The 13,906-nt window shown below is 41.9% G+C and carries 11 protein-coding genes; 3 read left to right on the top strand and 8 right to left on the bottom strand.

What is annotated here, in order from left to right:
• Positions 1-9: 9 nt before the first annotated feature.
• From U1I11_RS19080 to U1I11_RS19065, 4 genes are all read right to left on the bottom strand, one after another.
• Complete coding sequence (locus U1I11_RS19080; RefSeq protein ID WP_322907717.1) at positions 10-831, bottom strand: MIP/aquaporin family protein; 822 nt, start codon at positions 829-831, stop codon at positions 10-12.
• Between the two features lie 383 nt (positions 832-1,214).
• Complete coding sequence (locus U1I11_RS19075; protein WP_322907809.1) at positions 1,215-1,775, bottom strand: glycerol-3-phosphate responsive antiterminator; 561 nt, start codon at positions 1,773-1,775, stop codon at positions 1,215-1,217.
• A 10-nt stretch (positions 1,776-1,785) separates the two neighbouring features.
• A complete protein-coding gene (locus U1I11_RS19070; protein ID WP_322907716.1) occupies positions 1,786-5,358 on the bottom strand; it encodes an SIR2 family NAD-dependent protein deacylase in 3,573 nt (1,190 codons plus the stop codon).
• 26 nt (positions 5,359-5,384) lie between these two features.
• The gene (locus U1I11_RS19065) at positions 5,385-5,987 is read right to left on the bottom strand and encodes a DJ-1/PfpI family protein (protein WP_322907808.1); all 603 of its coding nucleotides are present in this window, start codon (positions 5,985-5,987) and stop codon (positions 5,385-5,387) included.
• A gap of 706 nt (positions 5,988-6,693) precedes the next feature.
• On the opposite strand from U1I11_RS19065, the gene U1I11_RS19060 reads away from it, so the two are divergent.
• The gene (locus tag U1I11_RS19060) at positions 6,694-7,656 is read left to right on the top strand and encodes a bile acid:sodium symporter family protein (RefSeq protein WP_322907715.1); all 963 of its coding nucleotides are present in this window, start codon (positions 6,694-6,696) and stop codon (positions 7,654-7,656) included.
• Positions 7,657-7,739: 83 nt separating this feature from the next.
• Here U1I11_RS19060 and U1I11_RS19055 read toward each other — a convergent pair whose 3' ends face one another.
• Positions 7,740-8,201, bottom strand: a complete 462-nt coding sequence (locus U1I11_RS19055; RefSeq protein ID WP_322907714.1) for an RrF2 family transcriptional regulator — start codon at positions 8,199-8,201, stop codon at positions 7,740-7,742.
• A 310-nt stretch (positions 8,202-8,511) separates the two neighbouring features.
• Between U1I11_RS19055 and U1I11_RS19050 the strand changes: the two genes are divergently transcribed.
• Positions 8,512-9,051 carry a MarR family winged helix-turn-helix transcriptional regulator gene (locus U1I11_RS19050; RefSeq protein ID WP_322907713.1) on the top strand — a complete coding sequence of 180 codons (540 nt, stop codon included), beginning with the start codon at positions 8,512-8,514 and terminating at the stop codon, positions 9,049-9,051.
• A gap of 198 nt (positions 9,052-9,249) precedes the next feature.
• On the opposite strand, the gene U1I11_RS19045 is transcribed toward U1I11_RS19050, so the two are convergent.
• Both U1I11_RS19045 and U1I11_RS19040 read right to left on the bottom strand, forming a co-directional pair.
• Entirely contained in the window at positions 9,250-10,176 is a 927-nt protein-coding gene (locus U1I11_RS19045) for a manganese-dependent inorganic pyrophosphatase (protein WP_322907712.1), read from the bottom strand.
• Between the two features lie 213 nt (positions 10,177-10,389).
• Complete coding sequence (locus U1I11_RS19040; RefSeq protein ID WP_322907711.1) at positions 10,390-11,301, bottom strand: LysR family transcriptional regulator; 912 nt, start codon at positions 11,299-11,301, stop codon at positions 10,390-10,392.
• Between the two features lie 589 nt (positions 11,302-11,890).
• On the opposite strand from U1I11_RS19040, the gene U1I11_RS19035 reads away from it, so the two are divergent.
• On the top strand, positions 11,891-12,379 hold the full coding sequence (locus U1I11_RS19035; protein WP_322907710.1) for a rhodanese-like domain-containing protein: 489 nt from the start codon (positions 11,891-11,893) through the stop codon (positions 12,377-12,379).
• A gap of 487 nt (positions 12,380-12,866) precedes the next feature.
• On the opposite strand, the gene U1I11_RS19030 is transcribed toward U1I11_RS19035, so the two are convergent.
• Positions 12,867-13,403, bottom strand: a complete 537-nt coding sequence (locus U1I11_RS19030; RefSeq protein ID WP_322907709.1) for a GNAT family N-acetyltransferase — start codon at positions 13,401-13,403, stop codon at positions 12,867-12,869.
• Positions 13,404-13,906 lie beyond the last annotated feature (503 nt).

Raw genomic sequence — 13,906 nt, 5'->3', positions numbered from 1 at the left:
AAGTCCGAATTAAGCTGCGGCATGCTTGGAAGCAGCACGCTGAATTTTGCGACCATTCCAGTACGCCAGCAGCAAGCAGACGATCGTTACGCCAACGATGACCCACAACATCGGTGTGCTCTGATCGAGAAATACATGTTTGTAAAACAGTCCGCCCAGCGAACCACCGAGCAAAGGCCCGACAATCGGCACCCATGCATAACCCCAATTGGATGATCCTTTACCTGGAATCGGCAACAGAAAGTGCATCAGACGCGGACCGAAGTCACGTGCCGGGTTAATCGCATAACCGGTCGTACCGCCCAGCGACAAACCGATACTGACAACAAGCAAACCGACGATGAGCGGATGCAACCCCTGTGTGAACTGGTTCGCTCCCATCGACAACAATACCATGACAAAAATGAATGTACCAATAATCTCACTCAGCATATTACCAAGCGGGTCTTTGATCGCCGGCGAAGTGGAAAATACACCTAACTTTGCTGCCGGGTCTGGTGTAACGCCCCAATGCGGTAAATATTGCAAATATACTAACAACGCTCCAGCCATCGCCCCGATAATTTGCGCCAAAATGTACGCAGGCACTTCACTCCACGGGAAATCGCCATTAAACGCCAGCGCCAATGTAACCGCCGGATTCAAATGCGCTCCGCTAATGCTGCCAACCGCATAGACCGCCATCGCAACCGCAAGCCCCCAGCCAGCACCGATGACCATCCAGCCAGAGCTTTCGGAAAACGTTTTGCGCAGTGATACCCCCGCACAAACGCCGCCACCTAATGCGATCAAAATCATCGTCCCTACAAGTTCAGCCAAAAACGGTGACATGCTCATTACCTCCATTTCAAATGTGGAAATCGATCATTTAACGTATTACCTGATGACGATTCAAGTTGTCGTAAATTTCGTATGACATGAAAACCACAAACCGGTTTATACCGCTTCAAAGACGCAAAGGAGCCATCGCAAACTTCCCGCTGATATGCAGCAGGCTTTGCGTGGCTCTCCGGTTCTCCGTCACATGTATTAACTTGTGTTCATCATATCGTAACATGTAAGCGGTGTCAACATGATTTTTTTCATGTATTACTCATGCAAAATGAGTTTGAAAGCGCTATACTGTTTTATCGCGTAATCGGCTACAGTTGGACATTGATTGTGCATAATGATGCGCATCTACGTCTAAGCTGGTATTCAATGGCGCTGTCTGTTCACTGCTGTTTGTAATGAGCAAACAACTGCGGATTGGACGTCGTAATCGCCGTCGCCCCTGCCTTCAGCGCTTGTTCAACGTCCTCTACCGTCCGAATCAAACCGCCGGCAAATACCGGCACACCCGCCCGTTGTACAATTTCGTGAATCATATGGGGGACAACACCCGGCAATACTTCGATATAATCCGGCTGCGTCTTTTCGAGCAATGCATAACTTTTTTCGAGTGCGATCGTATCGAGCATAAATACACGCTGAATAGCGATGACACCTTTTTGTTTTGCTTTTAAAATCACATTGCCACGCGTCGAAATAATGCCGTACGGCTTGATCTCCTGACATAAATATTCGGTCGCATACTCATCGTTTTTCAAACCGTGCACAAGATCAGCATGCAAAAACATCTGCTTGCCCTGATTTTGCGCCATCCGGTAAATACTTTTCAATTGCGCCACATGCGTATCCAAAAACACGCCATATCGATACGGGCTATCCAACAGCTGATCAAACTGCTTCATCGTTTTGATCGCAGGCAAAATCGCTTGGCCTTCAAACATGATGCTCCTCTTTTCATAATAAATGTACTTCAAAAGCCTCTGCATATTGTCTCACTTCTGGCAATTTATGATTCACAATATATTCTTTCCAGTCATAATTAGTACCGTCATTATCAAACAATTTGCTATTGAAGGTATAACTAGCTAATCCTGCCATTGCAGAAATCAATTCAAAATCTTCTAAATTTCCAATCACTAAACTTCCATCTTTTATTTCTTGCAAACAATAGCTTAAATGGTGATTTAACATTGCTATATCAGAAGCATCAAATATAGATGGAGCAAATTCAAACAAATTACACAGCAAATTGTAACAATTAGTACTAACCTCCTTAGAAGTATATCTCATATTATCAAATATTATATTTTTCACTACATTTGGACTTTCTGAAATTTCATTTTTATTTATAAAGATAAGATAGTCATATAAGCAATTTAAACTTATTATTTTTTTATCATCTTCTTTACTATTTAATTGAGAAATTATTTTTTGTACTTCAGATTCATTTCTTAATCCTAATCTTATTAAACTAGGAAGCAGATATAATGAATGAGATGGATAAACCGAACAAAGTTCTAAGAAAAAAGACTCTGTGCATTCAATCAGTTCTTGAGTGAGACTTTGCTTAGGTATAACACCAAGTATATTGTTTTTCAAAGTAATCATGGTTTCTAAAAAACCATTTAAACGTGTAGAATGAATATCACTATTTTTTTGTAATATAGTCTTTTGAGTCGCCCACCATTCAAAAAATTTTGCAAGCCAGTTTTGATATTCTTCGTAGCTAGGAGTTTGCTGTTCTTGACTCAATACATAATCTGGGTAAATGGTGGATAGTTCTCTCATATACCTTGTTAGTGCTACTTCCCCAAATTCAATTAAAGGAATGCCTTTGAGCAAAAATTGTGTTGCAATTTTCTCATCTTTAATAATATTTTCTAAATCACAATTATTAATGGCATTGTCAATGTGTCTGTTCCAAAGAAAATCACTAATATCTTTCTTATGATGTGCTTTAAACTGGTCAACAAATGATTTGAACTTAGTTATAAACTCATAAGATAGAGCATCTTTTTTTATTAGTAAAAATATTCTTATTATTGCACCTTCTCTTAAACTCTGACTTTCAGTTTGCTCTAGATTCTCAAATAAATAGTCTACAAAACTTTGATTAGCATTAACTTTAAAACTAGAACTCAAATTATTCAAAACCACTAATATTGGATCAAAATAAAACATTTTATATAACTCAAGTTCAATAAAATCTTGTTTCATTATCTGAATTTTCAGTATTTCTTCTAAAAATTCAGATTGTTGTTTGCTATTTTTGTCTCTAAATATCCTTTTAACTAAATGCTCTAAAGACTTTTTCTTCTTTAGTCTCCAATCTTGAATAGAAGAATTTGCTTCCCAATTTTTAATCTCATCAATAGTTAGCTTGTCAATTTCTGACTTCATTTTATTGGGAAGCGCAAAATAAATTCTAGACAGCATTTCCAAAGCAGTATCTTGATCTAAAAGAGCTTGTTTAGGATGATTCAAAACGTTTTTTGATAGTCTTAGTAGAGACTCCAAACTATCTAAATCTAAGTTATAAATATACTCTCTTGAGATAATATCATCCATGCCTTTGCTGTTATTTAAATTTATTCTTTTAATAATTGATAAAAAGGGATGATAAAATTTTAAATTTTCTATTGCTGTATCATGTTTCTTTTTAGCACATTTATAATTAAAAAGCTCATTTATACTTATTAATGCATAAGAATCTAGAAGTTCCTGTGTTACAGGATCACCATAAGAGTAAGAAACATTTATGATGTCTGGATCAAATGCTTTTTTTCTACTTTTGCCTAAGCTATATTCGTAAGGTTTTACAGATAAAGCTATTTGTTCAAACTCTCTATTAGTGTTGCAATAAAGAATTTGAAGATATCTTGATCTATCTTTATCGTATCCTCGCTCGTTCTCCAATAACAAATTGGAATTTAAGATTACACTTTCGAAAGATAACAATCTATAATCATCCGGTTGAATCGTCAATAATCGTCTTATCACTTGCAATGCAGATTTAAATAAGTCTATCGACTTTTCTTTATGTTGTATGCGTTCTAATATAACTGCTTTTTTTAAAATCCATCCGATTTCATTTGAATCTACATTCCAACGATTTACTTCTTCTTCTACTCTCATAATTTCACCGAAAAAAAGAGCTAACTGTATAACCTCATAGATAGATTCATGCTGCTGTTCTGTTGTCAGATTTATTGTAGAAATCTTAAGCTGATACTTATTAAATTCTTCCACTTGACAATCTAATCTTGACTCTTTTAATAAAACTAAGAGTATTTCAGCAAACAATTCTTTTTTGTCATATAATTCAATAATTTGCTTTAACCGTCGATGAATTAAAGAGCCTAATGGAATTAAAAATATTTTATAACACCAAAGTAATTCATTAATTAAAGAGATAATTTTTTCTGAGTCTTGTTCATCTTCTAAAAATCTCAAATTCAAATCTCCAAAAAAGCGTTCTGTAAAATGGCGAATAGAACCAGCATATCCCCTCCTGATTACATCAGGTATAATAACCCAATTGGGGTAACTCTCGCGATTAAACTCTAATAGTTTTATCTTATCAACTAAGGTTTCTTGTTCTGCTAATAGTAAATCACCATAACTTTTGTAGGGCCAATCCATTTTCTGTTTTTTATTTTGAAAACTAAAAAATTCGAACAAATCTGTAAACATAGTATGGTAACGATTAGGATCATTTTTATAAATTTCTTCAAAATCAATTAAAGTTATGCCTTTTGAATTCAAATCATTTAAGCGCTCTTTTTGTCCAATCCCTATCATATAAATTTTCGGCATATGTTCACCTAAATTTTTAGAAACCCAGCTTGTCCACTGCTCAAAATTGGGGTCATCGCCAGAGAACCCTATCAACAAAAAAGTAGTTTCCATAATAGATTGTTGAACCATATTTACAAAGGGACTAAATTGGGAAGGATAATTCTCATAGTCTCTTTGAGTGAAAACAAACGGTCTTTGAGCTGGAAAGCTACCATGCAATTTAATAATTCTCGGTTGAATAGACCCAGGTATATCACTAATGTTATAAATTACTTCATAGCTACGCTCATACAAATTTGATCGAGTTCTCTCCAACAAAGTATCATAATTAGTCGTGTAGACATCGCTCCACGGTAACCTTAATAAATCGTAATGTAACCTAGAAGGCTCATAATTATTATCAGGTACAGACGTTTTTAGAATTTCATCTAGGGAAGTACGCCCATATTCATCAACATATATTTGTCCAATGTCTAGCACATTTTTTAATTCAATGCTTTTATGATGTGGCAATCTTTCTATTAACCGTTCTTTAATTTGAGGCCAATCAGACATTTTATCCAATGATTGCTCTATTATATTCGCATTTAAACTGAATCCAGCTCCAACCATGACAGAAACCCGACTTTTACCGTCTTTCAACCATAATTTGTTACGTATATATTTAAGATGAGGATACATACCTAATTTGTTTTCAAATAATTTTTCAGTTCTACTTTGTGTACTCATCTTTATTCTCCTTACTAAAATTAACTTTATTTTCCTATCTCATCCCAATCATACTCCATTCGCTTGGCGGTCATCCGTGCCACCTCCATACCGTAATAACGTCCAACGAGATACAGCGACATATGAATGCCTGCCGAGATGCCGCCAGACGTAACGATTTTACCTTGATCGACGAATTTGACGCCGGCTCGTACGCTCACATCCGGATATTGCTCCTTCAATCGTTGCAAATCCATCCAGTGTGTCGTTGCATGCAGACCATTCAGCAAGCCTGCTTCTGCCAGCAACAATGCGCCTGTACATACCGAAGCAATCTGTACGCCCTTTTCGGCATAACCGCGAATCCAATCTAACACTTCCGGCTTGTACAGCTCGATTTCTTCAGCTCCATAACCGCCCGGAATGAGGAGCAGATCAAGCGGGGGCACTTGCTCGAAACTATATTGTGGCTGTACACGCAAACCGCCACGCGCCGCAATCGGTTGCCCGTCGGCAGACATCGTATGTACATTAAAACATTTTACACCCGACGCAATTTCCGCAATCGAAAACACTTCAAACGGCCCCGCAAAATCCAGCACTTCAACTTCATCAAACAAAAAGATACCGACCTGATACGGCTTATGCACCGATTGCTCCATTCTATTCGCTCCTTTAAATAATGTAATGTTATCTCCAAATGATGTATATGGAGATGATACATCGTTATCGTTAGGCATATTTATGTATGCTGCCATGATGAATCATTCCGATTGTTCCTTTTACTATACCGTCATCTGCTATAAATCGCTCCTGAAATTTTCAATTATGATCATACGAGTTGAGTGGCAATGAATAAATAGTAACAGGAAACGATCGTTAGCGACTTATACGCACACGAGCGCTGTCTAATCGTAAATGGTCGCTTGAATAATCAAAGGCGTCTTTCCTTAATATGTGCTACCGCTACCACTAACTATACAGCAAGCTATGGCGAATTTAGCTGGCTAGGTTAACGCATCCATGCGTACGATATCGCTACGCCGCGTATTTTGATCTCGCCAAACTGCAATAACACAAAGCTCATAACAAACAAAAAAATACACAGACCGCTATAACGCTTCCTGTGTACAATAATTGCTCTGACTGCTTCTATTTCTATTTATGCGATCCACAACATCCATTACATAATAGTAACGATTGTGCATTTTGGACAAAAAACAGGCTAATTCCACTCCATTTTTCTGAACACGAAACGGTAGTTATGTAATGTTTTTTATAGTAGTATGAATCAGTCATACGCTTTGTAATGTGAGTGTATGCTACCAAAATGATGGATGAAGGGATACGATCACAATGAACACCATTGCCAAAATGAGCAAATTTATCGGAGATACGTTCTCCGTTTGGGTCATTCTGTTTGCCTTGCTCGGTTTTCTGCTGCCTGACTCGTTTATCGGGCTAAAAGCACAAATCTCGTTATTGCTCGGTATCGTCATGTTTGGGATGGGGCTAACATTATCGTCTGCGGACTTTCGAGAAGTGTTTCGCCGCCCACTGGATGTAGCGCTCGGTGTGATCGGTCATTATATGATTATGCCACTACTTGCTTACAGCCTAGCTGTAGCGCTTCATCTGCCGCCGGATATTGCCGTTGGCGTAATCCTTGTCGGATGCTGTCCGAGCGGTACCGCCTCTAATGTGATGACGTTTCTTGCTAAAGGCGATGTCGCACTTGGCGTTTCGATCGCCTCGGTCTCGACATTCATCGCGCCTCTAGCTACACCGGCGATGATCTCACTGCTAGCAGGTCAGTGGATGCATGTAAGTGCCGGTAGCTTGATTGTCGATATTTTGAAAGTTGTCATCATTCCGATCGTGCTGGGCGTGATCGTGAAGGCGGTATTCCGCAAGCAGGCTGAAGCGGCAGCAGTAACTTTACCGTTTGTATCCACACTGGCGATTGTGCTCATCGTTGCGATTGTCGTCGCACTGAACAAAACACCTATTGTGGAATCCGGTCTGTTCATCTTTGCCGTCGTCATTTTACACAATGTTCTTGGTTACGCGCTCGGTTATGGCTTTGCCCGTCTCGTTGGCATGAACGCAGCTAAACGCAAAGCGATCGTATTTGAGACAGGGATGCAAAATTCGGGTCTCGGTGCCAGCCTTGCCGCTGCTCACTTTAATCCGCTCGCTGCTGTACCGAGCGCTATCTTTAGCGTATGGCATAACATTTCCGGCTCGTTGCTTGCCACCTGGTTTGCAAGGCGTGAACAGAAGCTGCTTGCGCGTCAACAAGCTGATAAGCAACTATAACTAAGCAGCAAGCAACGCTCTGATGTCGTCCAACTAATCCGACATGATATCAGAGCGTTGCTGTTTTGCGATGTAACGATGGCTTAGTCTGCCATTTGTGTTTCGCGGGCATTTTCCTGCTTTTTACGTTGATTGGCATCATGCAGCAAATCCGCCAGCGTATATTTTTTTAAATATTCAACGACTTGACGCTCGGCGTCTTGCATCACACCGCTCAGCGCTTCACCGAGTGGTGCGCAGCCTGCTTTGTACGTCTCGCGTCCGGATTGTTCCTCTGTGCGAATCGCCTGATAAATGTCTGCCAATGTGAGCGTATCTGCCGGAATACGCAGCGAATAGCCACCATCTCTACCTTCGCGTGTATCCACAATACCGTGACTGGCAAGCGTTGCCAAAATACGGCGCAAAAATGTCGCGTGCGACTGGACTTGTGCCGCAATAATCGAGCTAGACACCGTTCCCCCATTATGTGCCAAACCTGCGAGCGCATGCACGGCTGTATTGAATCGTGCAGGTCCAATTGTTCGTGCTCTAGATACAGTCATATCGTTCCCCCTCCTAGTTCCTCCACCAAATCTTAGCTCAGTAATTAAGTTAAAGCAACACTATTTTACACTTTTCACAATTCTTAAAATAATACGTTTACGCGCACTAGAGTCGAATTATGTTTATTAACATTTGCTTAACAAAGGCGATGAAAAAAGGAATTTTAATACTTTTTATTCCATTATATGCAACAAGACAAGCGAACGATATTCAGGCTATAATCAGTGAACATGAATCATTACCGCCAGCAGCCTGTTTAAACATCCATTATGGCGTGCTTGTGAGTCTTAGGTAGAGGACGAATCGGCTATGGACTTTGATATTCGCGATATGCCTACACGTGATATGCTACAACGTATCTCGGCGCAAGTGCCGGAGATCGATGTACCGGCGACAGAGATGTTGCTATTGTTTATGCGTACTTCATTTAATATGTTCCGAGTGAGTAGTGAAGGTTTTGAGCAATTCGGCATTTCACCCGGCAAGTATGCACTATTGATTTTGCTCTATCGACATTTGGACAAAGGATTGCCCGCCAGCGAGCTGGCTGAACGTGCCAGTGTGACCAAAGCGACCGTTACCGGGCTGGTGGAACGGCTGGAGCGGGATGGTTTAGTACGTCGCCGCAATCATGCTTCAGATCGGCGGATTAGCATCATTTATTTGAGTGAGCAAGGCTTGGAATTGATGGAGCGATTGTTGCCGGTTCATTTTCGAAGCGCCTCCTATCTGATGAGCGGGCTATCGGAAACAGAGCGCACACTGCTGCTGGAGCTGATCGGCAAAATCGAAGCCAATATCCCGGCTGCTCATGCTGTATATCGCAATCATCCGTCCGCACCGTCTTAATCGCTGACGTGCTGACAGATGATCAATCTGTTGCCGCTAATCGATCGGTAACTGTATGAATACGGATACGCAAAAGGCTGTCACGGTGAAGCGGATGCTTCATAAGCGTGACAGCCTTTTGCGTTTAGATACGTCTGCTCTGTGACGCCTATTCAGGCATAACAGCAGACTGCGCATGAGCGGTAATCTAAGTATAATTTACTTGGTGAATGTTTCCGTCAATACAGGCACAACTTGCGATTTACGGGAAACGACACCTTTCAGCAATGCGGTATTGTTGTTCAGTGATACATTGTAGGCTGTTTCTACTACGTCTTGACGTTTACCAAGTGCCAAACCGACGGAATCATTGTTCAAAATATCCGTTACAACGAGCAGGAACAGGTCGAGACCTTTTTGCTCGATTACCGTTTGGATCGTTTGCTCCAATTCCGCTTGTTGGGACAGTACATCATTGATTTCAACCGTATTTACTTGGGCGATTTCAACTTTAGCATCGCCCATTTGGAATTCTTTGGCATCCAGTGAGATCAGTTGAGCAGGAGTTTTGCCGCTTAAATCAGCGCCCGCTTTCAACATATCCAGACCGTATTTGTCCGCATCTACACCAGCGATTTCAGCCAGTTCACGCGCAGCAGCTACATCTTGCTCCGTGCAAGTTGGCGATTTGAACAGCAGTGAATCGGAGATGATCGCAGACAGCATTAGACCAGCGATTTCTTTCGTAATCGTTACGCCGTGTTCTTTGTACAGCTTGTTCAAAATCGTTGCGGTGCAGCCGACTGGCTCAGCGCGATAGTACAGTGGAGCGCTCGTTTCAAAATTGGCGATCCGGTGATGGTCGATAACTTCGGTGACGGTAACTTGATCGATATCGTCGGCACTTTGCTGACGCTCATTATGATCGACGAGGATAACTTCTTTCACTTCACTCACTTTGTCAACTAGACGCGGTGCGGCTACATTGAAATAATCCAATGCATATTGTGTTTCACCGTTTACTTCGCCAAGCCGAACCGCTTCAGCATCTACGCCCAGCTCTTTTTTGAGAGCTGCATAAGCGATAGCAGATGAGATCGTGTCTGTATCGGGATTTTTATGTCCAAAAACAAGTACCTGTGGCATAATGACACTCCTTTGATGAGATAGGTTTGCGGGAAAAGTATAGCTTATTTTGCCCGTTTTCTTCAATAGTATACCTTGATTCCAAATTAAAATGAAGTTTATTCTTACTATTTGCATAGGAATTAACAAATTTAATCATGACGGTGTTGTCTTATTTAGGAAAAAGCCAATTACACGCTGTGTCATCATAGCCGGTATGCTAACTAGTTTACTCTAAGGCATTAACGACCTGGAAGCAAACTTCAGCCGGCTCAACCGTACAAACGCTTCTGTGCTAACATCTACTTGTACCGGATACAGTAGCTGTACGTACAAATTCACATCCTGCTCTGTCCACGGCAGTACATGCATGCCGCCCGGGTTTACGCGCGGCATATCCATGCCTTGTACCGCATACAACGGCAAAAAGCCAAGCCCCCAACTTTTACCGACCGCTTGCCGGATCGCTTCCATGCCTACCATCTCCCAACGAATATTAGCAGTTACGCCAGCCGCCTGCAACGTCCGCAGCAAATAGGCACGATACGTACAACCTTCTTCAGTTAAAATGAGCGGATATTCGTGCAAATCGGCAGCTTTTACACCTGTTTGCTGGTGCAGTGGATGATGATGCGGCAATAAAACCGCCATTTGGACAGCAAACAAAATCGCTGTTATCATGCCTTCTGCCGCCATAGGTGTATCCAGCACAAGTGCAATATCGATCTTCCCTTGACGAAGCTCGGTTAGCAGCTCTGACTCGGATGCAAGTACGATGCGCACTTTACAGTTAGGATGCTCGTCACGGAACAGTTCCAACAGCTCTGGCAACACATGAACCGACAATGACTCAATCGTACCGATCGTCAATACAGCTGCTTGTGGCTGAGTTTGCTGTAGCGCCTCATGTGCCGCTTGTTGCAGCTCCAACATTTGTCTTGCATACGGCAATAACCGTTCGCCTGCCGCTGTAGGCAGCACTTTATTGCCGCTACGAATGAGCAGCCGCTGCCCGCCGTAAAGCTGTTCCAGGCGCTGAATATGATTTGTGATGCTAGACTGCGCATAGTCTAGTTCCAGTGCGGTACGGGTATAGGTGCCCCATTTTACCAGCTCACAAAAGGTGCGCAAATAGAGCAATTCCATCTATATTCCACCTCCTGTTATCGGTTATTGGTAAACGTACACGATGTATAATTATGCACTTGAAAGTGCAGTGGCAACAATGCGTTCTCACTAAAATAAAATGTACTCCAATATACGGATTGAACATAAAGCAAAGTATTTAAGTTTAAGGTACATACACAATACTTATCGTTAGCACTCCTCCATTGTTACAGCCTAAATACGTATGAGCAAAGCGACATAGAAATAAATAAGCGGTGACGGAATACGAGCGCATTATCGATCTGTTCGATAGCTATCATCAGTTTTTTCACCGCAGTAACGGTTGGCGAGTAACGTACAATGAGCATACAAGCGGATCAGCGCAATCGATTGGATCATTGCATTGCATACCGTTACTATATCAGAAAACGACTACAGACCGTATCGGAAGCCGTAATCGCTAGCTGATCGTGTACAGCAGTACCCATCCGTCTGCCCTGTCTAGCTTGTAAAACGATGTTGATCGTTCAGACTAATGCTTATGCAGTCAAACCGCGTATGACGCATAAGCACATCGGATCGTCCACGAATAAGCTATGTAGTGAAAACTAAAGGAGATGTGATCGCTATGACTCAATCTACACCCCGTTATTCTGCTGTACTTCGCATACCAGCAGCACCGCCAGAGCAAGCGCTGCACTATTGGGCATCACGGCTTGCCTGTGAAACAGATGTAGCGGATGTGATGTCTGATCTGCATAAAGGCGAACCTCCTTTTCGTTTGCTTGATGTGAGAGATGCTGCTGCTTATGAACAATGTCATATTCCGGGCGCCATTCATCTCGCTGGCAAACAGATCAATCTTGCGACAACAGCAGACTGGAATCGTGAGCAGACGATCATTACCTATTGCTGGGGTCCTGCCTGCAATGGTGCCACCAAAGCAGCCGCTACACTCGCTAGCCTCGGCTTTTCTGTCAAAGAAATGCTCGGTGGACTGGAATATTGGCGTTTGGAAGGCGGCGAGCTAGCAGGAACGTTAAAAGAACAAGCCCCACTGCATTGGCGTATGCCGAATCCGATTCGTTCTAGGCATGCTGACGATAAAACCGTATAATTTGCTCACAAACGCATAAATGGAACCAAAAATACAGCTCGGTCTAAGCCAAATCTACGCTATAATTCATCGAAATAAGTGATGACCAAGAATGTTAAAATTATGAAGATAAAAATTTAAAATATAACTAATTGACTGCATAAAGTATGAAATATTATGAAGTACGACTGTATTGGACATATAGTAGGATAGCAACTGACCGCCGATGATGACCACATACGACTTGTGCCACAACAATATTCAACTTCACAGCATACTTGACCGCTACTTGTACGATGGCAAAGCCGATTAGCGGTACATTTGCAAATGGCTGTTCTTATACGGAACAGCCGTTTTGCGTTACTCATCAAATCCGTCTCCCAGCAACATAACCGAGCTAATCTATAGTTTAGCAGCATACTATTGTTTATCTTCATTAACGCACTATTGTTTATCTTCAACGCACTATTGTTTATCTTCAACGCACTGCTGTTCATCTTCATTCCTGTTAGGCAAGTTGCTCATACTCACTTGCCAGAATCGAATAGAGCAATGAGTCATGATAAGCGCCTTTATAAAACCAATGTTCTCGTAGCAAACCTTCGTGTTGCATACCGATGCGCTGCATTACTTTTGCGGAGGCGCTATTATGTGGACGGCATTTGGCATAAATGCGGTGAACGCCAAGCTGCTGAAAACCCGCTTCGATCACAGCCATACACGCTTCGGTTACATAGCCATTGCCTTGGTAGGCGGGATGAAGCACATAACCGAGTTCGGCGTTCGTTTGCTCGGTCAGATGTAACCCGATGCCGCCGATCAGCATGCCTTGCTCTTTTAAACATATCGCCAGCTCATACTCCGTTCTGGGCTGTTGTTGCTGCATACGCAGTACAGCTTGTACATAGCTTTTTGTATCCTGTTCCGTATTCGGTCCCCAGGCGGTGTACATCGTCACTTCAGGTAACGTCGTATAGCGATGTATGTACGTCCAGTCTCTGTCTACAATTTCGCGGATCAGCAGTCGTTCTGTCTGCAATTGCACAATGAATCACTCCTTTAAATGACAGATTATCTGACTTTGTAATCATTTTTTGCTTTAAATACACAATGGGCGCTCTAGCATCGTCCTAATTCACTAATTTTATGTTATGATCAAGAATAATATAAGTTATATAAAATAACATTACTATTTCAAGCACATTGATCTATATTGTGCTCATTTATGCTCATTCCTTCATTTTGTGAGCACAGGAATTTACCGCCGTTCCCTATTCGTAGATTCGCATGTAAGACAGGAGTCTGTCCACTTATTGTATACCGCAGTGGGGATGCTGCAAACACGCCAAGTTTGCGTATACGCTCTACTAGGCTGACCAGCTTAAATTCAGTGTCTGCTTCACTCCATCTTCTGAAAGATACACTCGCATCGTAGCAGGAGAACATCGCTGCTCTGCAATAGCAAACGGCTTATTTAACGAGGTCAACGCTCTAGTTTCCATGTATGACGCCATCAGGCAATATAAAGGAGTGATTGGATTGTATAAA

Source organism: Paenibacillus campi (assembly GCF_034659835.1).
In the GTDB taxonomy this organism is placed as follows: domain Bacteria; phylum Bacillota; class Bacilli; order Paenibacillales; family Paenibacillaceae; genus Saccharibacillus; species Saccharibacillus campi.
Note: the sequence above shows the minus strand (reverse complement) of the source record. Positions and strands in the feature narration are given on the sequence as shown.

Bases quoted from the DNA above. Each gene is read 5' to 3' on its own strand.
- U1I11_RS19060 (WP_322907715.1), top strand. From the start codon at position 6,694: ATGAACACCATTGCCAAAATGAGCAAATTTATCGGAGATACGTTCTCC.
- U1I11_RS19040 (WP_322907711.1), bottom strand. From the start codon at position 11,301: ATGGAATTGCTCTATTTGCGCACCTTTTGTGAGCTGGTAAAATGGGGC.
- U1I11_RS19070 (WP_322907716.1), bottom strand. From the start codon at position 5,358: ATGAGTACACAAAGTAGAACTGAAAAATTATTTGAAAACAAATTAGGT.
- U1I11_RS19045 (WP_322907712.1), bottom strand. From the start codon at position 10,176: ATGCCACAGGTACTTGTTTTTGGACATAAAAATCCCGATACAGACACG.
- U1I11_RS19080 (WP_322907717.1), bottom strand. From the start codon at position 831: ATGTCACCGTTTTTGGCTGAACTTGTAGGGACGATGATTTTGATCGCA.
- U1I11_RS19035 (WP_322907710.1), top strand. From the start codon at position 11,891: ATGACTCAATCTACACCCCGTTATTCTGCTGTACTTCGCATACCAGCA.
- U1I11_RS19050 (WP_322907713.1), top strand. From the start codon at position 8,512: ATGGACTTTGATATTCGCGATATGCCTACACGTGATATGCTACAACGT.
- U1I11_RS19055 (WP_322907714.1), bottom strand. From the start codon at position 8,201: ATGACTGTATCTAGAGCACGAACAATTGGACCTGCACGATTCAATACA.